The sequence below is a fragment of the Agromyces sp. G08B096 genome (assembly GCF_040267705.1).
Lineage (GTDB): Bacteria > Actinomycetota > Actinomycetes > Actinomycetales > Microbacteriaceae > Agromyces.
This window is the reverse complement of the sequence record NZ_CP158374.1, coordinates 337,993-358,148: the sequence shown is the minus strand read 5'-3', so window position 1 is coordinate 358,148 and position 20,156 is coordinate 337,993. Positions and strand designations below refer to the sequence as shown.

At 71.0% G+C, this 20,156-nt stretch carries 25 protein-coding genes; 6 read left to right on the top strand and 19 right to left on the bottom strand.

Going from position 1 to position 20,156, the window contains the following annotated elements; all coding sequences use genetic code 11:
- Positions 1-76 precede the first annotated feature (76 nt).
- Genes purL through ABIQ69_RS01755 form a run of 3 tightly spaced genes read left to right on the top strand, consistent with a single transcriptional unit; the run spans position 77 to position 3,178 of the window.
- A complete protein-coding gene (gene purL / locus ABIQ69_RS01765; RefSeq protein WP_350350057.1) occupies positions 77-2,353 on the top strand; it encodes a phosphoribosylformylglycinamidine synthase subunit PurL in 2,277 nt (758 codons plus the stop codon).
- 25 nt (positions 2,354-2,378) lie between these two features.
- Complete coding sequence (locus ABIQ69_RS01760) at positions 2,379-2,927, top strand: NUDIX domain-containing protein (RefSeq protein WP_350348682.1); 549 nt, start codon at positions 2,379-2,381, stop codon at positions 2,925-2,927.
- Positions 2,924-3,178, top strand: a complete 255-nt coding sequence (locus ABIQ69_RS01755) for a hypothetical protein (protein WP_350348681.1) — start codon at positions 2,924-2,926, stop codon at positions 3,176-3,178. Before ABIQ69_RS01760 ends, ABIQ69_RS01755 begins: the two co-directional genes overlap by 4 nt.
- An 88-nt stretch (positions 3,179-3,266) precedes the next feature.
- On the opposite strand, the gene ABIQ69_RS01750 is transcribed toward ABIQ69_RS01755, so the two are convergent.
- Both ABIQ69_RS01750 and ABIQ69_RS01745 read right to left on the bottom strand, forming a co-directional pair.
- Positions 3,267-4,577, bottom strand: coding sequence for an FtsX-like permease family protein (locus ABIQ69_RS01750; protein WP_350348680.1), 1,311 nt, complete (start codon positions 4,575-4,577; stop codon positions 3,267-3,269).
- Positions 4,577-5,353 (bottom strand): ABC transporter ATP-binding protein, encoded by a 777-nt coding sequence (locus tag ABIQ69_RS01745; RefSeq protein ID WP_350348679.1) that lies wholly within the window; start codon positions 5,351-5,353, stop codon positions 4,577-4,579. The genes ABIQ69_RS01750 and ABIQ69_RS01745 overlap by 1 nt, the downstream gene beginning before the upstream one ends.
- A 62-nt stretch (positions 5,354-5,415) precedes the next feature.
- Between ABIQ69_RS01745 and ABIQ69_RS01740 the strand changes: the two genes are divergently transcribed.
- The gene (locus ABIQ69_RS01740; protein WP_350348678.1) at positions 5,416-6,018 is read left to right on the top strand and encodes a helix-turn-helix domain-containing protein; all 603 of its coding nucleotides are present in this window, start codon (positions 5,416-5,418) and stop codon (positions 6,016-6,018) included.
- 28 nt (positions 6,019-6,046) lie between these two features.
- On the opposite strand, the gene erm is transcribed toward ABIQ69_RS01740, so the two are convergent.
- From erm to ABIQ69_RS01675, 13 genes are all read right to left on the bottom strand, one after another.
- Positions 6,047-6,880, bottom strand: a complete 834-nt coding sequence (gene erm / locus ABIQ69_RS01735) for a 23S ribosomal RNA methyltransferase Erm (RefSeq protein ID WP_350348677.1) — start codon at positions 6,878-6,880, stop codon at positions 6,047-6,049.
- 238 nt (positions 6,881-7,118) lie between these two features.
- Positions 7,119-7,781 (bottom strand): VIT1/CCC1 transporter family protein, encoded by a 663-nt coding sequence (locus tag ABIQ69_RS01730; RefSeq protein ID WP_350348676.1) that lies wholly within the window; start codon positions 7,779-7,781, stop codon positions 7,119-7,121.
- A 49-nt stretch (positions 7,782-7,830) separates the two neighbouring features.
- Complete coding sequence (locus ABIQ69_RS01725; RefSeq protein WP_350348675.1) at positions 7,831-8,373, bottom strand: hypothetical protein; 543 nt, start codon at positions 8,371-8,373, stop codon at positions 7,831-7,833.
- Positions 8,370-8,789, bottom strand: a complete 420-nt coding sequence (locus ABIQ69_RS01720) for a pilus assembly protein CpaE (protein ID WP_350348674.1) — start codon at positions 8,787-8,789, stop codon at positions 8,370-8,372. Before ABIQ69_RS01720 ends, ABIQ69_RS01725 begins: the two co-directional genes overlap by 4 nt.
- 7 nt (positions 8,790-8,796) lie before the next feature.
- Complete coding sequence (locus ABIQ69_RS01715; RefSeq protein WP_350348673.1) at positions 8,797-9,063, bottom strand: hypothetical protein; 267 nt, start codon at positions 9,061-9,063, stop codon at positions 8,797-8,799.
- Positions 9,060-10,043, bottom strand: a complete 984-nt coding sequence (locus tag ABIQ69_RS01710) for an SDR family NAD(P)-dependent oxidoreductase (protein ID WP_350348672.1) — start codon at positions 10,041-10,043, stop codon at positions 9,060-9,062. The genes ABIQ69_RS01715 and ABIQ69_RS01710 overlap by 4 nt, the downstream gene beginning before the upstream one ends.
- On the bottom strand, positions 10,040-10,369 hold the full coding sequence (locus ABIQ69_RS01705) for a chorismate mutase (protein WP_350348671.1): 330 nt from the start codon (positions 10,367-10,369) through the stop codon (positions 10,040-10,042). The genes ABIQ69_RS01710 and ABIQ69_RS01705 overlap by 4 nt, the downstream gene beginning before the upstream one ends.
- 9 nt (positions 10,370-10,378) lie before the next feature.
- Positions 10,379-11,728: an FtsX-like permease family protein gene (locus tag ABIQ69_RS01700; RefSeq protein WP_350348670.1), complete on the bottom strand. Its 1,350-nt coding sequence runs from the start codon at positions 11,726-11,728 to the stop codon at positions 10,379-10,381.
- Complete coding sequence (locus ABIQ69_RS01695; RefSeq protein WP_350348669.1) at positions 11,725-12,483, bottom strand: ABC transporter ATP-binding protein; 759 nt, start codon at positions 12,481-12,483, stop codon at positions 11,725-11,727. The genes ABIQ69_RS01700 and ABIQ69_RS01695 overlap by 4 nt, the downstream gene beginning before the upstream one ends.
- 179 nt (positions 12,484-12,662) lie before the next feature.
- Positions 12,663-13,439 carry a hypothetical protein gene (locus tag ABIQ69_RS01690; RefSeq protein WP_350348668.1) on the bottom strand — a complete coding sequence of 259 codons (777 nt, stop codon included), beginning with the start codon at positions 13,437-13,439 and terminating at the stop codon, positions 12,663-12,665.
- The gene (locus ABIQ69_RS01685) at positions 13,436-14,341 is read right to left on the bottom strand and encodes an ABC transporter ATP-binding protein (protein WP_350348667.1); all 906 of its coding nucleotides are present in this window, start codon (positions 14,339-14,341) and stop codon (positions 13,436-13,438) included. Before ABIQ69_RS01685 ends, ABIQ69_RS01690 begins: the two co-directional genes overlap by 4 nt.
- Positions 14,338-14,697 carry a GntR family transcriptional regulator gene (locus ABIQ69_RS01680; protein WP_350348666.1) on the bottom strand — a complete coding sequence of 120 codons (360 nt, stop codon included), beginning with the start codon at positions 14,695-14,697 and terminating at the stop codon, positions 14,338-14,340. The genes ABIQ69_RS01685 and ABIQ69_RS01680 overlap by 4 nt, the downstream gene beginning before the upstream one ends.
- Before the next feature lie 150 nt (positions 14,698-14,847).
- Positions 14,848-15,846, bottom strand: coding sequence for a DMT family transporter (locus ABIQ69_RS01675; protein WP_350348665.1), 999 nt, complete (start codon positions 15,844-15,846; stop codon positions 14,848-14,850).
- A gap of 104 nt (positions 15,847-15,950) precedes the next feature.
- Here ABIQ69_RS01675 and ABIQ69_RS01670 point away from each other — a divergent pair, with 104 nt between their 5' ends.
- Positions 15,951-16,526: a signal peptidase II gene (locus tag ABIQ69_RS01670; protein WP_350348664.1), complete on the top strand. Its 576-nt coding sequence runs from the start codon at positions 15,951-15,953 to the stop codon at positions 16,524-16,526.
- 9 nt (positions 16,527-16,535) lie between these two features.
- Entirely contained in the window at positions 16,536-17,933 is a 1,398-nt protein-coding gene (gene lpdA / locus ABIQ69_RS01665; RefSeq protein WP_350348663.1) for a dihydrolipoyl dehydrogenase, read from the top strand.
- A gap of 201 nt (positions 17,934-18,134) precedes the next feature.
- Here lpdA and ABIQ69_RS01660 read toward each other — a convergent pair whose 3' ends face one another.
- The 4 genes from ABIQ69_RS01660 to ABIQ69_RS01645 all read right to left on the bottom strand — a co-directional run bounded on the left by ABIQ69_RS01660 (position 18,135) and on the right by ABIQ69_RS01645 (position 19,831).
- On the bottom strand, positions 18,135-18,539 hold the full coding sequence (locus tag ABIQ69_RS01660) for a hypothetical protein (RefSeq protein WP_350348662.1): 405 nt from the start codon (positions 18,537-18,539) through the stop codon (positions 18,135-18,137).
- A gap of 9 nt (positions 18,540-18,548) precedes the next feature.
- Positions 18,549-18,665 carry a hypothetical protein gene (locus ABIQ69_RS01655; RefSeq protein WP_350348661.1) on the bottom strand — a complete coding sequence of 39 codons (117 nt, stop codon included), beginning with the start codon at positions 18,663-18,665 and terminating at the stop codon, positions 18,549-18,551.
- Positions 18,647-19,213, bottom strand: coding sequence for a hypothetical protein (locus tag ABIQ69_RS01650; protein WP_350348660.1), 567 nt, complete (start codon positions 19,211-19,213; stop codon positions 18,647-18,649). The genes ABIQ69_RS01655 and ABIQ69_RS01650 overlap by 19 nt, the downstream gene beginning before the upstream one ends.
- A 78-nt stretch (positions 19,214-19,291) precedes the next feature.
- Entirely contained in the window at positions 19,292-19,831 is a 540-nt protein-coding gene (locus tag ABIQ69_RS01645) for a hypothetical protein (protein ID WP_350348659.1), read from the bottom strand.
- Positions 19,832-20,156 lie beyond the last annotated feature (325 nt).

Below are 20,156 nucleotides of genomic sequence, written 5' to 3'. Positions count from 1 at the left end.
CCTCGTGACCACCGAAACCACCGCCACGACCGCTGCGCCCGCGCCGAGCTCCGGGGCGACCCCCGCGCTCGACACCGTGGAGGTCGCGGCGACCACGCCCGAGAAGGAGCAGCCGTACGCGGCGCTCGGGCTGAAGCCCGACGAGTACGAGCGGATCCGCAACATCCTCGGCCGCCGTCCGACGAGCGCCGAGCTCGCGATGTATTCGGTCATGTGGAGCGAGCACTGCTCCTACAAGTCGAGCAAGATCTACCTGCGCCAGTTCGGCAAGAAGGTCACGCCCGAGATGAAGCAGCACCTGATGGTGGGCATGGGCGAGAACGCCGGCGTGCTCGACATCGGCGAGGGCTGGGCCGTCACCTTCAAGATCGAGTCGCACAACCACCCGAGCTACATCGAGCCGTTCCAGGGCGCCGCGACCGGCGTCGGCGGCATCGTGCGCGACATCATCTCGATGGGCGCCCGCCCCGTCGCCGTCATGGACGCGCTGCGCTTCGGCGCGATCGATCACCCCGACACGGCGCGCGTCGTGCACGGCGTGGTCTCGGGCATCAGCTTCTACGGCAACTGCCTCGGCCTGCCGAACATCGGCGGCGAGACCTGGTTCGACCCGACCTACCAGGCCAACCCACTCGTGAACGCGCTCGCCGTCGGCGTCATGCGCCACGAGGACCTGCACCTCGCCAACGCGAAGGGCGCCGGCAACAAGGTCGTGCTCTTCGGCGCCCGCACGGGCGGCGACGGCATCGGCGGGGCATCCATCCTCGCCTCCGACACGTTCGCCGAGGGCGGCCCGACCAAGCGCCCCGCCGTGCAGGTCGGCGACCCCTTCGCCGAGAAGGTGCTCATCGAGTGCTGCCTCGAACTGTTCGCGGGCGACCTGGTCGAGGGCATCCAAGACCTCGGCGCGGCCGGCATCTCGTGCGCGACGAGCGAGCTCGCGTCCAACGGCGACGGCGGCATGTCGATCGTGCTCGACGAGGTGCTGCTGCGCGACCCCACGCTCACGCCTGAAGAGATCCTGATGAGCGAGAGCCAGGAGCGCATGATGGCGATCGTGCGGCCCGAGAAGCTGGAGGGCTTCCTCGAAGTCGTGAAGAAGTGGGACGTCGAGACGAGCGTGCTCGGCGAGGTCACCGACACCGGCCGGCTGTCGATCACCTGGCGCGGCCAGGAGATCGTCAACGTCGACCCGCGCACCGTCGCGGTCGACGGCCCGGTCTACGAGCGGCCGGTCGCCTACCCGACCTGGATCGACGCGCTGCAGGCCGACACCGCCGCTCGCCTCGAGCGGCCGGCGACGCCTGAGGAGATCCGCGAGCAGTTCCTGAAGCTGGTCGGCTCGGCGAACCAGGCGGATGCCGCGTGGGTGACGAGCCAGTACGACTCGTACGTGCTCGGCAACACCGCGCTCGGCGCCCCCGACGACGCCGGCATGATCCGCGTCGACGAGGAGTCGGGGCTGGGCGTCTCGGTCGCGACCGACGCGAACGGCCGCTACTCGCAGCTCGACCCGCGCCAGGGCGCGAAGCTCGCCCTCGCGGAGGCGTACCGCAACGTCGCCGTTACGGGCGCGGTTCCGATGGGCGTCTCCGACTGCCTGAACTTCGGCTCGCCCGAGAACCCAGAGGTCATGTGGCAGTTCTCCGAGACGATCGAGGGACTGTCCGATGGATGCCTCGAGCTCGGCATCCCCGTCACCGGCGGCAACGTCTCGTTCTACAACCAGACCGGCGACGTGCCGATCCACCCGACTCCGGTCATCGCCGTGCTCGGCGTCATCGACGACGTGGCGCGCCGCGTCCCGAGCGGCTGGCAGGACGACGGCCACAACATCTACCTGCTGGGCGACACGCGTGCCGAGCTCGACGGCTCGGCCTGGGCCGGAGTCGTGCATGGTCACCTCGGCGGCCGGCCTCCGGCCGTGGACCTCGCCGCCGAGCAGCGCCTGGCGGAACTCCTCCGGGCGGCCTCGCTCGAGGGCCTCATCGACTCGGCGCACGACCTCTCCGACGGCGGCCTCGCGATCGCCCTCGCCGAGGCGGTCTCCCGCTTCGGCATCGGCGCGCGCGTCTTCCTCGGCGAGGTCGTCGAGGACGCCGGCATCGACCTCGCGACGGCGCTGTTCTCCGAGTCCGCGGGCCGGGTCATCGTGACCGTTCCCCGCGAGGACGACGTGAAGTTCCAGGGCCTCTGCGAAGGGCGCGGCTACCCGGTGCGCCGCATCGGCGTGACGGATGCCGCGTCGGGCGCCCTCGAGGTGCAGGACGCCTTCACCGTCACGATCGACGAGCTCCGCACCGTCAACCGGGCCCCGCTCGCCAACGCGTTCGGCCCGGTCGTCGGGTACTGAGGTCCGGCCGGAGCGGAGCGGGCGCATGGGCGAGGAGCGGCAGACGTACTCAGACGGGTACGCCGCCGCCCACGGCCGGTTCGCGCTGATCCCCGCCGCCTACGTCTTCCTCGTCGAGGGTGAGCGTGGCGACCCGCACGAACGCGTGCTGCTGCAGCGGCGCGCCGGCACCGGGTACTACGACGGCTGGTGGGCGGCCTCGGCCGCCGGCCACGTCGACCCCGGGGAGTCGGTGTTCGCCTGTGCGGTGCGCGAGACCGCCGAGGAGCTCGGCGTCGAGGTCGCGCGACCGGCGCTCGAGGCGCTGACCGCCATGCACCGCACCGCGCCGACCGGGCGCGACGTCGACCAGCGCCTCGACGTGTTCTTCGCGTGCCGGTCGTGGCGGGGCATCCCGTCGCTCGTCGAGCAGAAGGCCGACGCGCTGGAGTGGTTCGCGCTCGAGGCGCTGCCCGACCGACTGGTGCACCACGAGCGGTTCGTGCTCGAGGGATACCGCGACGGCACACTGCTGCCCATCACGGCTTTCGGCTTCGACCCGGATGATCCGGCCGACGAGGGCGCGCCGGCGTGACCGAGCCGGTCATGATCCTCGTTGCGCTCTTCGTGGTCGCGCTCGTGATCGGCACGGTGGTCCGTGCCGCGCGGGCGCCGAAGGGCGCGCGCTTCCGGGCGGCGTTCTCGCCGTACGTGGGCGCACTCGAGAAGCACCAGGAGCTGCACACCGGCCAGCGCGGCGTGCAGGACGTGATGATCGAGGCGGTGCACGAGCAGGAGCACGGCGGCCGCGCCGGCGACCGGGGCGACGGCGCGGCCGAGCGGTGAGGCCGTCCGGTCCCGACCGGGCACCGGCGCGGTCGCGCGTCGGCGGTGCTGCCTGACCGCCGACGCACGTGACGCATCCGTCACCGCCTCACGCGGGCATGCCCCGGAGTGCGCGTGCGGTGGTGAGCGCCGAGACCACCACCGCGAGGCCGACCCCCACGACCCCGACCGCGAGGTACGGGAGCGGCGCGAACGCGGCGGCGGCCGACCCGGTCTTCACGATCGCGTACGGGATGCCGGCGACGAGCGCCCCTGCGACTCCGGCCACGGCGCTCGTCGACGCCGTCGCCAGCACTTCCTGCAGCAGCACGGCGCGGCTCTGCGCGGGTGTCGCCCCGACGAGTCGCATCATGCCGAACTCGGGTCGGCGGCGCAGGATCATGGCGATCAGGTTGTTGACGAGGGCGACCGCCATGAAGGTGGCGAGGAGGCCGACGACGAGGTAGTTGATCGAGGCGATCAGCTGCGCATCGGGCGCGGAGCCGGCTGACGCGTTCTCGATGCCCTGCATGCTGAGCGTGCCGGCGGCGATGCCCACGAAGAGCGTGAGGAACGTGACGAGCGGCCGGGAGCGGTCGGGAGCGGCCCCGAGGTTGCGCGCCGCGAGCCAGCGCGACGCCGAGCCGCGACGACTCGACCGCGCCAGCACGGTCTTCACGATCGCGGTCTGCTCGGATGCGAGCAGACTCAGTCCCACGGCGATGAGGACGCAGGCCGGCCCGGTCATCGCGGTGGTGAGCACGCTTCCGGCGTCGAACGCGAGCGCGGCCAGTGCGGATGCCACGCCGACGGCGAGGACCACCGAGGCGGCGATCCGCCTCGTGCGGGCGCTCACCCGAGCGCCATGCTCGGCCGGGCCCTCGCCGAGGACGCTGCCGCGCGCTGCGCGGCGGCTGCTCACGAACCCGGCGATCATCGCGGCCGCGAAGACCGCGACCCCGCCGAGCAGCGGCAGCGGGATACCAGGGGCGTACGCCGGAGCCGCACCGACCGGCCCGACAGCGCCGATGAGCGAGCACAGCCCCCAGCCGAGCACGTACCCGAGCGCGAGGCCGGGCACCGTCGAGACTGCCGCGACCAGGGCGGTCTCGATCGTCACGAGGGCCCTGATCTGGCGTGGTTCGGCACCGATCAACCGGATTCCCACGAACTCCCCGGCGCGCGCCTCGAGCGCGACCGCGACCGTGGAGACCATCGCGAACACGACGATCGCGACGATCCAGCCACCGACGATCAGCGGGAAGACGGTGAGGAACTCGCTCGGCCGCTCGTCCGCGAGGCCGGTGTCGAGCAGGGCCGCCATGGCGCTGACGAGCGCGATGCCGACGACGGCGATGATCGCCGTCGCGAGGGAGGTGGCCCGGTGCTGGAACACCGACCGTGCCGCGAAGGCGAACATCAGCCCGCCGCCACGTTCGCGGCGAGCTCCGCCGACTCGACGAGCTCGGCCATCCGCGAGGCGACCGTCTGGGCGTCGGGTGAGACGAGTTCCGACACGATGCGGCCGTCGGCGAGGAAGAGCACGCGGTCGCTGAACGCCGCCGCGATCGGATCGTGCGTCACCATGACGATCGTCTGCCCGTGATCCGCGAGGCCGCGGAGCAGCTCGAGCACGTCATGGGCGCTGCGGAGGTCGAGCGCACCGGTCGGCTCGTCGGCGAAGACGATCTGCGGCGCGGTGATCAGTGCTCGAGCCACGGCGACCCGCTGGCGCTGGCCGCCGGACAGCTGGTCGGGGCGGTGGCCGGCCCGGTTCGCCAGCCCCACGCGGGCGAGCAGCTCGAGCGTGGCCTGGCGGCGCGGGCGCCGCCCGTCGAGCCGGATGGGCAACTCGATGTTGTCGACCACGGAGAGCGCCGGGAGGAGATTGAAGGATTGGAACACGAAGCCGAGTTCGCGCCGTCGGAGCCGGGCCAGGTCGGTCTCATCGAGGCGGTCGAGCGCTCGCCCGCCGAGGTCGACGGAGCCGCCGGTCGGGCGCTGGAGCCCGGCGGCGCAGTTCAGGAGTGTGGTCTTCCCCGAGCCCGATGGCCCCATGATCGCCACGAACTCCGACCTCGCGACGCTGAGGTCGACGCCGCGGAGCGCGCGGACGACCCCGCTCTCGCCGGCGTATTCGTGCTGGAGTTCACTCGCCCGGAGGGCTGGAGTGCTGTTGTCGGTCCGTGCAGGCATGACGCCGCCCTTCGATAGATAAACGTTTGTTTCAGTCGTTTGTTTACCATAGGATGAACGGCATGGGCAACCGGGAGAAGCTGCGAGCTGCCGCGCGCGAATGCTTGCTGACGATCGGCTACGAGCGCACCACCGTGCGCCATCTCGTTGCGGCATCGGGCGCCAACCAGGCCTCGATCAACTACCACTTCGGCTCGAAGGAGCAACTGCTCACCGAGGTGCTGCAGGAACTGAACCGCGAGTGGGGCGACGTGCTCTTCGCCGCGCTCGCAGCCGGGCCGGCCGAGCCGGGCGGTACGGCCCAGCCGGCCGAGGCGGGCGGTGAGTCACGGCCGGCCGATCACGAGGCGCTGTGGGGCCGGGTCATCGACTCGATCCGCGAGAACCGCGCGCTGTGGTTCGTGAACTTCGAGTCGCTGTCGTCGGCGTACGTCGACGAGGAGATCCGGGCGATGATCGCCGACGGTCAGCGCGTGGCGCGGCAGGCGCTGGCACGCGCCTTCGACGGACCGGCTGCGCCCGACGACCCCGCTGCGGCGGAAGCCGCGGAAGCCGCCGGCGCCAGGTACTACGCGACGCTCGTCGGGGTCGCTGCGCAATGGCTCATCGACCCCGACGCGGCGCCGACGGCCCGACAGATCGCCGCAGCGGCCCCGGCGAGGTAGCCGATTCCGCCGCGCGGGGCCGGCTCGCTCACCCGCGATGCATGCGCCGCACCTCCGCCCAGAGCGCGCCCCAGTCCTCGGGTGACAGCCGCCCGGGCAGCGCGTCCGGCCGGTGACCACGAGCAGCGAGGAACGCCCGCCCGCGGGAGAGGGGCAGCGGATGCCTCGTGCGCGCGAGGATCTGCGCCAGCCCCCGGCCGCGGCCGCCGAACACCGACGCCACCCAGGCCTGGTAGGCGGTGCGGTCGCGCGACGGCACGAGCGGGTCGGGGCGACGCCGCACGGTGAACAACCCGCCGTCGACCGACGGCACCGGCCGGAAGGCATGCGCCGGCACCCGCCGGTCGAGCGCGAACTCGTACCAGGGCGCCCACTGCACGGTGAGCTGACTCGTTCCGCCGACGCCGCAGCGACGCCGGGCCGCCTCCCACTGCGTGAGCAGCACCGCGTCCGTCCAGGTGCGCTCGGCGAGCAGTTTCCGGAGGATGGCGGTCGTCAGATGGAACGGCACGTTGCCGACGACGACGTGCGGCTGGTCGGGATGCCGCCACGCCAGGGCGTCCGCCCGCTCGATGCGGGCGCGACGACCGAGGTCGCGGCGCACCGCGTCGGCGCGTCGCGGATCGAGCTCGAGCGCGGTGACTCGGCGATCGAGGCCGGCGAGGGGGCGCGTGAGCGCACCGCCGCCCGCACCGAGCTCGACGATCGGGCCGGTCGTGGCCGCGACGAGCTCGACGATGCGGCCGATCACGCGCTCGTCGGCGAGGAAGTTCTGGCCGAGCTCATGCCGGCCGCCGGCCGGCGACGGGACGCGGGAGGAGGGTCGGGACGGGAAGGATGAAGAAGATCGATGGGTGCGCACTGCTGCTCCGCTGGCTGGAGAACCGGGCAGCCGGGCGCGCCGAACGCGCACCGGCCATGGTCACGGGCCGAGGCGAAGGGTCGCAGAGAAGGGCCGACGCTCCGCCTCAGGCGGTGCGGGGCCGAATGATCATCGCAGTGAAATTGCACGACACGGTCGCCGAGCCTAGCAAACCGGCGACCGGGCCATCCCGGCACGACGGACGACGGACCACGGCCGACAGCTGGCCGCTGGCCGCTCAGAAGATGAGCGCGCCGGCGAGGTAGGTGCACAGCATGGTCAACGCGCCCACCCCGACCGTGCGCCCGAGGGCTCGCCAGACCGAGGTCCGCGCGGACAGCGAGATCAGCAGGGCGGCGATGGCGAGGGAGATGATCACGGCGAGCGCGACCGCCCACTCCTCCCAGGCCGCCGGATAGATCACGAGGATCAGCAGCGGCAGCGCCGATCCGAGCACGATCGCCGCCGCGTCGGCGAGTGCGCCGAGCAGCGGTTGCGACGGCCGGAGGGGTTCGCCGATGCCGTGCTCGAACTCCAGCTGTGCTTCGAGTGCATCGTGCCGGAAGAGGTCGGCGGCCGCGGCGCGTGCGATCTCGGGGCGGACGCCGTGCGCCACGAACCGGGCCGCGAGGCCGGCCAGGTCGTCCGACGGATCACGCAGGTCCTCGACCTCGTCGGCGATGAGCGCCTGCTCCGCGTCGCGCTCGGCCGCGAGTTCGGCGTACTTCGAGCCGAATCCGGCGACCGCGCCGGCGACGAGGGCCGAGATGGATGCCACGAGCAGCGTGGTGCTCGACGCGCCGGCGCCCGCAAACCCCTGCAGCACACCGGCGGTGCCGATGATGCCGTCGGTCGAGGCCACGACCGACGACCGGAAGCCCTCCGAGCGCACCCAGGCCATGCGGCCACCCTCCCGCATGGGCGGGTCGAAGCCGGTGCGACGCGCGGGCTTACGCGCCCTGCGGCGGATGGACCAGCAGGTCGACGCGGTCGCGCAGGTAGCGCCCGATCTCCGTGCCTGCGTCGGGCACGGAGGCGTTCCATCGCACGAGGACGTCGCCGTCGCTGAGGAAGAGCGGGCCTGAGGCACCGGTGGTGATCAGCTCCTCGTACGACACCGGTACGGCGTCGAAGTTCACCGATTCGCCCTCCGGGTGCCCACCCCGGACGGCTGCGGCCTGGAGGGCGCGGTGCTCGGCGACGGAGGCGGCGAGCACGCTGCGGCGCGCCGGACGTTCGGCGCGGACGACCCGGCCGGTCGCGAAGAGCCGCCCGTCGGAGCCGAGCAGCAGCGCGCCGGCCCGCCAGACCCGCCCGTCGGGCACGAGACGCGGCGAGCGCCGGATGCCGAGCACGCGGCGCTCGGGCACGAAGGCGGCGAGTGCCTCGTCCCGCGCTCCGCCGGCGCGAAGCTCCGCGACGGCGGCTTCCACCGCGGCCTGCGCGCGCTCGACGGGCGAGCCCCCTGACGCGTCCGCACCTCCGTCGGTCATCTCGACCGTCCGATGAGCTCCAGCAGCGCGAGCCCGTAGGCCTCCGCGGGATCCGGGTGTTCGAACCGCATCGGCTCGCCGGCGATCTCGACCTCGACCTCGAAGGCGTCCGCCAGTCGGCGGAGCGCACGGAACGTGCTCCGCAGCAGCTCCCGCAGCTGGTCCTCGCGCGGCAGCCAGACGGCGTCGCCGACCGTCACCGAGTCGAGCGCCCACTCGGTGGTGCCGTTGAACCCGAGGATCGTGCCCGACGGGGTGCGATGCGACTCGATCGTCATCTCACTGACGGTGAAGACGTCGGCCTCGATCTCGGCCTCGACGTCGTCGGGCAGGTCGAGCTGGAATCGATCGCCCGACTCGGGATGCCAGGCGAGGCCGGCCTGCTTCAGTGCGACGGCCAGTTCACGGCTGATCATCGATCCATCATCTCCCGTCGGCGCCGGAGCGCGGCCCCTCGGCGCCGCCGCCGCGGGTCGCACCGCCGCGCCGGGCGTCGCCCCGCGCGCGGATCCGGGCGGGCCCGGCGCCGGCACCGAGGCCGGCCACCACGATGCCCACGACGAGCAGTCCCCAGCGCGCCGACACGACGCCGATCAGCACGAACAGCGCTCCGATCGCGACGAGTGCGACCGCGACGGTGCGGCGCACGCGCGGCGTGGCCCACCACGCTCCGAGCAGGCGGCGGATCATGGGCCCAGCGGGACGACGAGCCCGGTGGCCCGCTCGGCGAAGGACCACACCTTCGCACCGATGCCGGCGCCGGTCGAGGTGCGCGTCGCGCGCTGCAGGCTCGGGGCGCCCTTCACCAGCGCGCGCGGCCCCCAGAACTGCCCGCCCTCGACTCCGTCGGCCGTGAGCGCGTGCAGGATCGGTTCCGCGCCGCGGTGCTTGCCCTGCGCCCACGCCGCCTGCAGCGAGTCGGCGAACCGCGTGCCGCGCGACGGCTCGTTCACCCCGGGAACCGTGGGCGTCCGCCCCGAGATCGAGTAGCCGGGGTGGGCGACGACGCTGAGGAGCGGGGCATCCGCTCGCCGCAGCCGGCGATCCAGCTCGAACCCGATCGCCTGTGCGGCGATCTTCGACTGCGCGTACGCGCGCCACAGGTCGTAGCCGCGAGTCAGCTCGAGGTCGTCGACGCGGAAGGTCGAGAGCCGGGTCGACAGCGAGCCGAGGGTGACGATGCGGGCACCGGCGGCGAGCGCCGAACCACTGCCTCCGGGCGTCGCGGGTGTCGCGAGCAGCCCGGCGAGGAGGGCGAAGTGGCCGAGCACGTTGGTCGCGAGCACGAGCTCGTGGCCGTCGACGCTCGTCTCCCGGCGGCGCGGCGTGTGCACCATGCCGGCGTTCAGCACCACGCCGTCGAACGGGGCGGCGGCCGCCAGCTCGACGAGCCGCGCCGCACCGGCGGCCACCGAGCCGAGGGAGGCCTGGTCGACGACGAGCGTCTCGACCGAGCCGCCCGTCTCGCCGGACGCCCGGCCCGCCTCGACCCGTTCGCGGATCGCCCGGGCCGCGGCATCCAGCCGCTCGGGGCTCCGCCCCGTCATCACGACGTGCGCACCCGCACCCACGAGCCGGGCGCTCGTGAAGAAGCCGAGCCCGGCGTTGGCGCCCGTCACCGCGAACCGGCGCCCCTCGAGATCGGGCAGCGGCGCCGGATACCAGCTCACAGCTCGGCCGACGCGGCGCCGGAGTTGCCCGCGAGCTCCTCGTGGTGCTGGATGACCTCGGCCACGACGAAGTTGAACCACTTCTCGGCGAACGCCGGATCGAGGTGTGCCTCCTCGGCGAGCGCGCGAAGCCGCGCGATCTGACGCTTCTCGCGGTCGGGATCGCTCGGCGGCAGGCCGTGGCTGGCCTTCAGCCGGCCGACCTGCTGGGTGAACTTGAACCGCTCGGCCAGCAGGTGGATGAGGGCGGCGTCGATGTTGTCGATGCTCGAGCGGATCCCGAGCAGCTCCGTCATCGCCGCGTCGCGATCGTCGATGGCACTCATGCTTCGACCCTAGGCGACGACAGCCGCCCCCGCTCCCTGGTCGGCGCCCTGCGCGGCCCGCGCCAGCACCGGCCTGGTGGCCCTGAGGCCGAGCCACACGACCGCGATGCCCGCGGCGAGAACGCCTGCGATGACGAGGAGCGAGAGCGGTGCGACGACGAGCGCGATCCCGGTGAGCGGCAGCATCACGATCGCGGCGACGACGGCCGAGCCGATCGAGACGACGCGGAGCGGCGACATCACGGCGCGACGACGTGCGGCGTCCATGACCTCGAGCGGCATCCCGAGCATGTCGAGCGAGCGGTAGAGCCCGCGCCGGTCGAGCACGCCGGCCGCCTGGTTGACGCCGACCGAGCAGGCGACCATCAGGAAGGAGCCGATGACCGTGATGAGCAGGCCGGTGCGGATGTCGGCCATGAGCAGCACCGATTCGCGGTCGGCGGTCGAGGCGCCCATGGCGTCGAGCACCGCGACGCCGGACCCGGCGAAGACGGCCATGAAGCTCGTCATCGCGACCCCAGACACCTGACGCCACGCCGCCTTCGGCGACTCCAGCACCGACCGAGCCGAGATGAGGCGCGCCGGGGTCTTCGCGCGCTTGGCCTGCCCCTTCGCGATGAGGCGGAGCACCCATGGCCCGGTCAGGTTCAGCACCGCGAGGCTGCCGCCGAACGCGGCCGCCAGCATGGCGAGGATGACGAGCACGCTGCCTGCGACCTGCAGCACCGCCATCACGCCGAACGCGACCACGACGACGCCGAAGCCGATGAGGCCGCGCACCCAGTGCACCTTCGGAGCCTCCTGTCGGGTGCGCACGCCGAGCGGCGAGATGACGACCCGGCGAAGCCCGAGGATCGCGCTGACCACGGCGAGCGCCGTGACGGCGACGGGCACCAGCACGGCCCAGCCGCCCAGCCAGACGCCCGCGAACCCGAGCATCTCGCCGCGGAACGGGATGAGCGCGAGCGCGGGCAGCAGCACCACGTAGAGCACGAGCCCGACGAGCGAGCCCGCAAGGGCGAGGACGCCGGCCTCGATCACGGCGAGCGCCTGCACGGCGCCCGGCGTCGCGCCGAGCAGGCGCAGCGTGGCGAGCCGGTCGTCGCGGCGACGGGCCGACAGCCGCGCGGCGGACCCGCCGAGGGAGGCGAGGGGCACCACGAGCAGCACGAGCGCCACCACGGCGAGCGCCTGGTAGGTGACGGCGTAGTCGTCGGTCCACGTCCAGAACGACTGCGCACCGCCGAGCACGGTGCAAACGAGCGCGGTCACGATCGCGAACGCGGTCACGGGCAAGGCGACCGTCGCGACATCCTGCCGGGTCGGGCGGGCGAGCAGCCACGCGATGCGGCCGATCATGCGCGGGCCTCGGCAGCGGATGCCCCGGGCACGACGGCTGCCGCAGGTACGTCGGATGCCGCAGGCGCCGCCTGCGCCACCGCCTCGATGCGGCCGTCGCGCATATGCACCGTCCGGGCACAGCGCGCGGCGACCTGCGGGTCGTGGGTCACGAGCACGAGCGTGCGGCCCTGCCCCACCGTCGAGTCGAGGAGCGCGGACATCACCTCGGCGGAGGTCGCCGAGTCGAGCGCGCCCGTCGGCTCGTCGGCGAACACCACCGGCGCGCCCGCCACCTGCGCCCGCGCGATCGCCACGCGCTGGGCCTGCCCGCCCGAGAGCTGGCCGATGCGGCGCTCCTCCATGCCGGCGAGCCCGAGGGCTGCGAGCCAGCCGCGAGCGTACTCCTCGGCCTTCGGCCGGGGCATCCCGTTCAACATCAGCGCGAGCGCGACGTTCTCGGTCGCGGTGAGCTCGGGGATCAGCAGTCCCTGCTGGAAGACGAAGCCGAACGCTTCACGGCGCAGGCGCGACCGCTCACGCTCGGAGAGGGCGGTGACCTCGACGCGTGACGAGCCGCCGTGGTACACGACGGAGCCGGCGTCGGGCGCGACGATGCCCGCGAGACAGTGCAGCAGCGTGGTCTTGCCCGAACCCGACGCGCCCATGATCGCCACCGACTCCCCGGTGTGCACCGAGAGGTCGACGCCGGCGAGCGCGTGGGTCTGACCGAAGGACTTGACGAGGCCGGTGGCCTCGAGCACGAAGGAACTCATGCTCCCCAGGCTCGCGCCGCCGAGGCATCCCCCGCGTCGGGCGGCAGCATGATCCGGTGCCGTCGCCGTCATCCTCCGGGATGACCGCGGATACGGCGAGCGGCGCGGCATCCGTCCCCCAACGGATGCCGCGCCGCGGCCCATGCGGCCGGCCGGACTTCGCCCGGCCGGCCGGTCGATCAGCGGGGCGTCGCCCGGCGGATGACCAGGTACCCGGTCACGGCCGACACGACCGCCAGGCCGAGGATGAGCGTGAACACGCCGACGATGCCGATGTCGACGAACCAGGCCATCACCTGCGGCCACCAGCCGGAGAGGGTCACGACCGCGATGAAGCCGAGGAGGAGCGCGATGACGCTGAACATCAGCACGAGCATGCCCCGCATGCGCCACCGCATGTAGATGGTCGTCACGCTCGCCCCGATGAAGAGCACGAGCATCTGCATCGCGAACGCGGTGTAGAAGTCGACGAGCCAGCCCTGCTGTCCGTACCAGAGCGAGTCGAACATCGCCGCGCCGACCCACCAGCCGCCGGTCGCCTGCTCGATGAGGACGAGCGTGGCGATGCCGGCCGCCATCTCGACCGCGACGAAGACGAACATCAGCGCCGTGCCGAGCCAGTAGTCGCGCCGTGTCGTGCCGAAGCCGAGGGCGAACGAGAAGGTGTACGCGATGGCCTGCACGCCCACCACGACGAGGTACCACTGCGGGGAGATGACGGCCCAGCTGTACCGCATGCCCTCCCTGACGTCCTCGTGGGGCGCGCCCGCGCTCGTGATGATGAGCGCGATGATCACCGAGATCGCCCACGCGGCGCCGAGGATGATCCACGGCACTCCGAAGAAGATGCTCGGATTGACGGCGTGGAGGCGGACGATCCGCCAGACGTCGGCCGGGCGGAACCGGCGGGTCGTGCGTGCCTCCGTGTCGGCGGGGGCGGTGGCGACGGCGGTCATGCTGCGGCCTCCTGTTCGGTCGGTCCGGCGAGGTCGGCGCCGGTGAGGTGGACGATGAGCTGCTGGAGCGAGACGGGTGCGAGCTCGAGGCCGAGCTCGGCCGCCCGGATGCGGTCGGCCTGGTCGAGACGTCCGTCGACGGTCACGGAGGAGAGCCCGCCGAGGCCCTCGCGGCCGATCACCGGCCGGTCGGCCACGAACGAGTCGACGGCGGCCCGCGGACCGGCCACCGTGGTGGCGGAGCCGCGCACCTCGTCGGCGTCGCGGTCGAGCAGGATCTTGCCCTGGTCGATGAGGATGACGTGCTCGAGGAGGTTCGAGACCTCGTCGATCAGGTGGGTCGACAGCACGATCGTGCGCGGGTGCTCGGCGTAGTCCTCGAGCAGGCGGTCGTAGAAGATGTGCCGGGCGACGGCGTCGAGCCCGAGGTAGGGCTCGTCGAAGAACGTGAGTTCGGCGCGGGAGGCGAGGCCGACGATGACGCCGACAGCGCTCAGCTGGCCGCGGCTCAGTTTCTTGATGCGCCGCTTCAGCGGCAGCCGGAAGTCGGCGACGAGCTGCTCGGCGAACTCCGCATCCCAGTTCTCGAAGAACCACGGCGCGGCCCTCAGCACGTGCATCGGCATGAAGTCCTCGGGGTAGCGCTGCGACTCCGCGATGAAGCAGAGCCGGCGCAGCACGTCGGCGTGTTCGGCGGGCTCGCGGCCGAAGACCTCGAGCCGGCCGTCGTCGGCGAACAGCTGCCCGGTGAGCAGTTGCATGATCGTGGTCTTCCCGGCGCCGTTGCGACCGAGGAGGCCGTAGATGCGGTGCTCCTCGAGGGCGAAGTCGACGTGGTCGACCGCCGTGAAGGCACCGTAGCGCTTGGTGAGTCCGCTCGCGCGGACGACGGTGCGGGTCATGAGTGGATCCTTTCGGCCTGGAGGAGGCTGACGAGTTCGTCGATGCCGATGCCGAGTTTCTCGGCTTCGACGATGAGCGGTCGGAGGAATTCGGCGGTGAAGTCGGCCCGGCGTCGTTCGACGAGGCGGGCCCGGGCGCCGGGGGTCACGAACATGCCGATGCCCCTTCGTTTGACCAGGATGCCGTCGTCGACAAGGCGGGTCACTCCCTTCAAAGCGGTGGCCGGATTGATGCGGTAGAACGCCGCGAGCTCGTTGGTGGACGGCACCTGCGAGTCCTCGGGGAGGACGCCGTCGATGATGTCGTTCTCGACCTGTTCGGCGATCTGGATGAAGATCGGGCGTGATTCGTCCATGCCGGCCCATCTGGTTGTGTGCGGTGCGCGAGATCGGTTCGGGTGCCGACCTCGTTGGTTAGTTACTTCAGTAACTAACCAAGCATGTGCGCGCGCCGATGTCAACATCCGATCGAGAAACGGATGCGCCGTGATCGGGCGGTGCGACGCTCAGCGGCCGGCGCGGCCGCCCAGCCGCAGGCGGCCCTGCGCGAAGAGGATGCCGATGAGCACGAGCACCGCGCCGGCCGGCTCATGCCAGCTCAGCCGCTCGCCGAGCAGCGCCATGCCGAGCGCGACGCCCACGACCGGCGTGACGTAGGTGACCGTCGAGGTGCCCGTCGGTCCCCAGGCCCGCAGCACGTTGATGTTCCAGATGTAGGCCAGCCCAGTGCCGAGCACGCCGAGCGCGAGCAGGGATGCCACGACCGCCCAACCATCGCCCGACCAGTCGATCTCGACGGGGTGCAGCACGAGCAACGGCGTGAGCAGCAGCATCACCACCGCCGAGACGCCGATCGACAGGAAGGCGAAGGTCGCCGGGGCGATCGGGCGCTGACTGAGGAAGCGTCGCTGGTACCCGAACGTGAACCCGTAGCAGAGCGTCGCGACGAGGCACGCGAGCTGCCCGGCGACACTGCCCGTGAGGGCGGCGAGCTGCCACGGCGCGATCACCACGACGACGCCGAGGATGCCGAGCGCGACGCCGAACCACCGGCTCGCGCCGAGACGCTCGACCCGGAACACGAGCGTCGCCATGAGCGCGGTCATGATCGGGGTCGTCGCGTTGTAGATCGACGCGAGGCTCGACGACACGTACTGCTCCGCCCACGCGAAGCACAGGTAGGGCACGACGCACGTCGTGATCGACACCACGAGGAAGTGCCCCCACACCGCCGGCTCCCGCGGCAGGATCGGGCCGGGTCGCCCGTCGGCGCCCGTCACGCGGGGACGCATGATCGCGACGATGATGCCGAGGGCGATCGCGCCGAGCAGGGTCCGCGACCACGCGATCTGCCCGAAGGAGACGCCCTCGAGCGCGACCTTCATGAACAGGAAGCTCGAGCCCCACACGAGTCCCATCGCGAGGAACTGCAGCCACGCCGACAGCACACCGGTGCGGGTCGCGGATGCCTCGGCGGGAGCCTGCTCGACGGTGCGTTCGGTCACCGGTCGAGCGTACGGCCGGCCTCGGACGTGCGGATGTCTCCCACGGGACGTTGTCCGGAATCCGCCGAACGACGGCAGCGCCTGACGCCTGCGAGGATGTCCAGGTGACCGAACGCGTGCAGCACTTCACCAAGGCGGCTCCATGGATCGCCCTGGCGATCGCCGCGGCCGTCCTCGTCGCCGATCAGCTCAGCAAGCTCTGGGCCGAGCAGGAGCTCGTCGAGGGCGAGCGCATCCCACTCCTCGGCGACCTGTTCGGGCTGCAGCTGGCCTACAACCCCGGTGCCGCGTTCTCGATGGGCAGCGGGTCGACGTGGGTGTTCACCGTGCTCGCCGCGGTCGGCGTGGCCGTCGCCGCCTGGTTCGCCTGGCGCACGAGGTCGCGCGCGTGGGCCGTCTGCGTCGGTCTCCTCCTCGGCGGGGCCACGACGCACCTGCTCGACCGTCTCTTCCGCGAGCCGGGCTTCGCCCGCGGGCACGTGGTCGACTTCCTCGCCTACGCGAATTGGTTCATCGGCAACGTCGCCGACATCGCCCTGTTCGCGGGCGCCCTGCTGCTGCTCGTGCTGAGCGCCATGGGACTCCGCCTCCGGCCGACCGATGAGCGGCCTGCCCATGACCCGGGCACCGACGCCGGGGCATCCGCCTCGACCGCCCCGGAGCGCCACGACGACGCATAGGCTGGCGGCATGAGCCACTTCGACGTCATCATCCTCGGCGCCGGACCCGGCGGGTACGTCGCCGCCGTCCGCGCCGCGCAACTCGGCCTCAGCGTCGCCGTCATCGAAGAGCGGTACTGGGGCGGCGTGTGCCTGAACGTGGGCTGCATCCCCTCGAAGGCGCTGCTGCGCAACGCGGAGCTCGCGCACCTCTTCCGCGAGGAGGCCGCGACCTTCGGCATCACGGGCGACGCGAGCTTCGACTTCGGCGCCGCCTTCGACCGCAGCCGCCAGGTGTCCGACAAGCACGTCAAGGGCGTGCACTTCCTGATGAAGAAGAACGGCATCACCGAGCTCGACGGCCGCGGCACGTTCCGCGACGCGAACACGATCGACGTCGCGAAGGCCGACGGCACCGTCGAGACCCACACCTTCGCCAACGCGATCATCGCGACCGGTTCGAAGGTGCGCCTGCTGCCCGGTGTGCAGCTGTCGGAGAACGTCGTCACGTACGAATCGCAGATCCTCACCCGCGAGCTGCCGAAGTCGATCGCGATCGTCGGCGCCGGCGCCATCGGCATGGAGTTCGCGTATGTGCTGAAGAACTACGGCGTGGATGTCACCATCATCGAGTTCCTCGATCGTGCGCTGCCCAACGAGGACGTCGAGGTCTCGAAGGAGATCCAGAAGCAGTACCGCAAGCTCGGCGTGCCGATCCTCACCTCGACCAAGGTCGAGTCCGTCACCGATCAGGGCTCCTCGGTGACCGTCGCCTACACCGGCGCCGACGGCCAGCCCGGCTCGCTCGAGGTCGAGAAGGTGCTCATGGCGGTCGGCTTCGCGCCGAACGTCGAGGGCTTCGGCCTCGAGACCACCGGCGTACAGCTCACCGAGCGCGGTGCGATCGCGATCGACGACTTCATGCGCACGAACGTGCCGCACATCTACGCGATCGGCGACGTCACGGCGAAGCTCATGCTCGCCCACGTGGCCGAGGCGCAGGGCATCGTCGCGGCGGAGACCATCGGCGGCGCGGAGACCATGGCGCTCGGCGACTACCGGATGATGCCGCGTGCCACGTTCTGCATCCCGCAGGTGGCGAGCTTCGGCCTCACCGAGCAGCAGGCGCGCGACGAGGGCTACGACGTGGTCGTGTCGAAGTTCCCGTTCTCGGCCAACGGCAAGGCGAACGGCCTCGGTGAGCCGATCGGCTTTGTGAAGCTCGTGGCCGACGCGAAGTACCTCGAGCTGCTCGGCGGCCACCTCATCGGCCCCGACGCGTCCGAGCTGCTGCCCGAGCTCACCCTCGCGCAGAAGTGGGACCTGGGCGCCCTCGAGCTCGGCCGGAACGTGCACACCCACCCGACGCTGTCGGAGGCGCTGCAGGACGCGATCCACGGCCTCGCGGGGCACATGATCAACATGTAGGTACGTAATTAGCTGGTGTTGGCGACCATTGAATCGCCTGTTCTGCCGGTGATTTCGCTATTGGCTGTTGTTGGCAGCAATCGGCAAGTGGTGGGAATTCTGCGGGCTGGTTGCGGACTGGGCACATCACGTCGTGCTCAGTCCTCCCGGTCACGCCTACGCACGCGCGCGTGGAGCGCGCACGCGCGAACGGCAAGACGTTTACTCGAAGAGCCTCAGTCGCTCAAGGCCGTGGCCGGTGCCGCTGATAACGTATGGCCCAGCTTCCCGGACAGCGCGCCGGGAGATTGCTCTGCTCGCTCCTAGGAGCCGTTCTGCCTTGTCGCGGCCAGTCAGTTGGCTGCTTCCCAATGCGAAGACACGAGCCCGAGCGATGCGAACAGCGCGTGCTTCCAGCGGGCGCTTCGCAATCGCCTTGTCGCCGGTCAGAAGCACTTCACCAGCCGCCGTGGCATCCGCGATCCAATCGATGTCGGCGAGCTGCTGAGCCGTGACGCTTCCGTACCGCTCACGCATGCTGATCACTTGCCAGCCGGCTGCTCGCAGAGCCGATGGCACCTCGTGATCTCCAAGACTTCGGTCTGCAAAGAACCGCAAGCCGTCCACTGGCCAGGCCTACGCGGCAGCCAGTGCCAGGTTAGAGACCGTCTCCGTTGGGAGATCGAAGTCCGAGGCGACATCCTCGATGGATTCACCAGCGAGAACACGATCGATCACGTCGTCGATACGCACCCCGTATTCCGTGAGCGTTGGTTGCCCAAAGTTGATCTGCGGGTTGACGGTAAATCAGCCCCATCAGCACGTGGAATCCGCAGCTGCCCGATGAACCCATCGCGGTAGTCGACGTGGCGGAGGTGCTCCCGAACGATCTCACCGAAGGTAGCTTGGCCGTTACGGACCACGACAAGGCGATTGTCGTCGAACGTCGCATCCTGCTGGCGAAGGTCCCAGAGAATCTCTGCACCGTCGGTCTTGAGCCGGTCGCTCGCGAGCGCGTGTTCTATGCCGATCTCTGTTCGGAGCTTCTCAAGCGCTGGCCGAATCCGGGACACGCGCACGCCGGCCTTCGTGAACGCTCGCACAATCCAAGCCTCAGCAAGTCCCACGAAGGGGACGGTGTATCCGCGACCCGGGCGAGCAACCGTGATGAAACCCGGCTTTCGGTTACCGGCCATCGTCTCGTAGCCGGTCGCCCAGTGGTTGAAGGTCGACTGGGGCATGCCCAGCATCCCTGCTGCATTGCTCTGTGTGTAGAGCGGGGTCAAATACAGCTCGTCCACAGCTACTTCCTCCCGGTCTAGCTCAGGCTAACGCTCACCGCCGAGGTTCTGCAGGGAAACGCGAATTGGGCTCAGTCGCTACTCGGTGATCCTCCAAACGCTGTCCATGCCCCGGTCCGGGTGATACGACCAGGACACTTCGATGTTGTCCCATGCCTCGCTCTGGCGGCCGTCCATGGATGTGGTCTGCTCCATGTGCGAAATGACCGCCGCGGGCGCGTCGAGCTCCTCGACGATGCACCACACTTCGCTGGCATCCAATCCCGCGGAATCCTCTTCACCCTCGTGCTCGAGTGTCAAAGTGCGGCCGTCGTCTTCGACCAGAGCGTAACTTTGATTCGCACCGCAAGCCCGTACTGCTCCTCGGAAGAGTTCGGACGCAGCCGCCTCGGCCTCGGTGGCTTCTGCCGAACGTTGGGCATCGACTCTCGCTGACGTAGTGGTACTACCGATCACGCCGCCGACGACACCGCCCAAGGCCAACCCGATAAGCAAGCCACCAACGCCTGTGCCGACCGGCAGAACCCACCTCGGCAGTGCGCCCGGTTCCCTTGAGGGGATCGCCGCCGAGGCCCCGACTGATGCGTCTCGATCTTCCGTGCCTGCTGGCTCAGACATGAGGGCAGACTACGGCGGGGGTGGAAACGCTCGCGCCCCCAGATGTGGGGGCGGCTCAGGTACCCGCTTCGCCTCTCCTATTCCTGGGAACGGGCCACGGTCGTGAAGGGTCCTCGGCGAGCGTCTTGCGGACTCATCGCGGACTGCCGCCGCTACTTCCGCGTAATCCCGGGCGCCTTCCAACATGATCAACATGTGAGGGGGGCCCCGGGCGGGGCATCCCTCACGCGCGTCGTTCGCGACGCAGCACAAGGGGGCGGTGGCCGAAGCCACCGCCCCCTCGAGGTTTCGACCCGGTCCGGGCAGGCGTTCCGACCGGGTCGAA

What these genes read in the sequence shown, in the direction of transcription:
- ABIQ69_RS01760 (WP_350348682.1), top strand. Translation starts at nt 2,379, where the DNA reads ATGGGCGAGGAGCGGCAGACGTACTCAGACGGGTACGCCGCCGCCCAC.
- ABIQ69_RS01750 (WP_350348680.1), bottom strand. Translation starts at nt 4,577, where the DNA reads ATGTTCGCCTTCGCGGCACGGTCGGTGTTCCAGCACCGGGCCACCTCC.
- ABIQ69_RS01745 (WP_350348679.1), bottom strand. Translation starts at nt 5,353, where the DNA reads ATGCCTGCACGGACCGACAACAGCACTCCAGCCCTCCGGGCGAGTGAA.
- ABIQ69_RS01740 (WP_350348678.1), top strand. Translation starts at nt 5,416, where the DNA reads ATGGGCAACCGGGAGAAGCTGCGAGCTGCCGCGCGCGAATGCTTGCTG.
- ABIQ69_RS01730 (WP_350348676.1), bottom strand. Translation starts at nt 7,781, where the DNA reads ATGGCCTGGGTGCGCTCGGAGGGCTTCCGGTCGTCGGTCGTGGCCTCG.
- ABIQ69_RS01725 (WP_350348675.1), bottom strand. Translation starts at nt 8,373, where the DNA reads ATGACCGACGGAGGTGCGGACGCGTCAGGGGGCTCGCCCGTCGAGCGC.
- ABIQ69_RS01720 (WP_350348674.1), bottom strand. Translation starts at nt 8,789, where the DNA reads ATGATCAGCCGTGAACTGGCCGTCGCACTGAAGCAGGCCGGCCTCGCC.
- ABIQ69_RS01715 (WP_350348673.1), bottom strand. Translation starts at nt 9,063, where the DNA reads ATGATCCGCCGCCTGCTCGGAGCGTGGTGGGCCACGCCGCGCGTGCGC.
- ABIQ69_RS01705 (WP_350348671.1), bottom strand. Translation starts at nt 10,369, where the DNA reads ATGAGTGCCATCGACGATCGCGACGCGGCGATGACGGAGCTGCTCGGG.
- ABIQ69_RS01700 (WP_350348670.1), bottom strand. Translation starts at nt 11,728, where the DNA reads ATGATCGGCCGCATCGCGTGGCTGCTCGCCCGCCCGACCCGGCAGGAT.
- ABIQ69_RS01695 (WP_350348669.1), bottom strand. Translation starts at nt 12,483, where the DNA reads ATGAGTTCCTTCGTGCTCGAGGCCACCGGCCTCGTCAAGTCCTTCGGT.
- ABIQ69_RS01690 (WP_350348668.1), bottom strand. Translation starts at nt 13,439, where the DNA reads ATGACCGCCGTCGCCACCGCCCCCGCCGACACGGAGGCACGCACGACC.
- ABIQ69_RS01685 (WP_350348667.1), bottom strand. Translation starts at nt 14,341, where the DNA reads ATGACCCGCACCGTCGTCCGCGCGAGCGGACTCACCAAGCGCTACGGT.
- ABIQ69_RS01680 (WP_350348666.1), bottom strand. Translation starts at nt 14,697, where the DNA reads ATGGACGAATCACGCCCGATCTTCATCCAGATCGCCGAACAGGTCGAG.
- lpdA (WP_350348663.1), top strand. Translation starts at nt 16,536, where the DNA reads ATGAGCCACTTCGACGTCATCATCCTCGGCGCCGGACCCGGCGGGTAC.
- ABIQ69_RS01645 (WP_350348659.1), bottom strand. Translation starts at nt 19,831, where the DNA reads ATGTCTGAGCCAGCAGGCACGGAAGATCGAGACGCATCAGTCGGGGCC.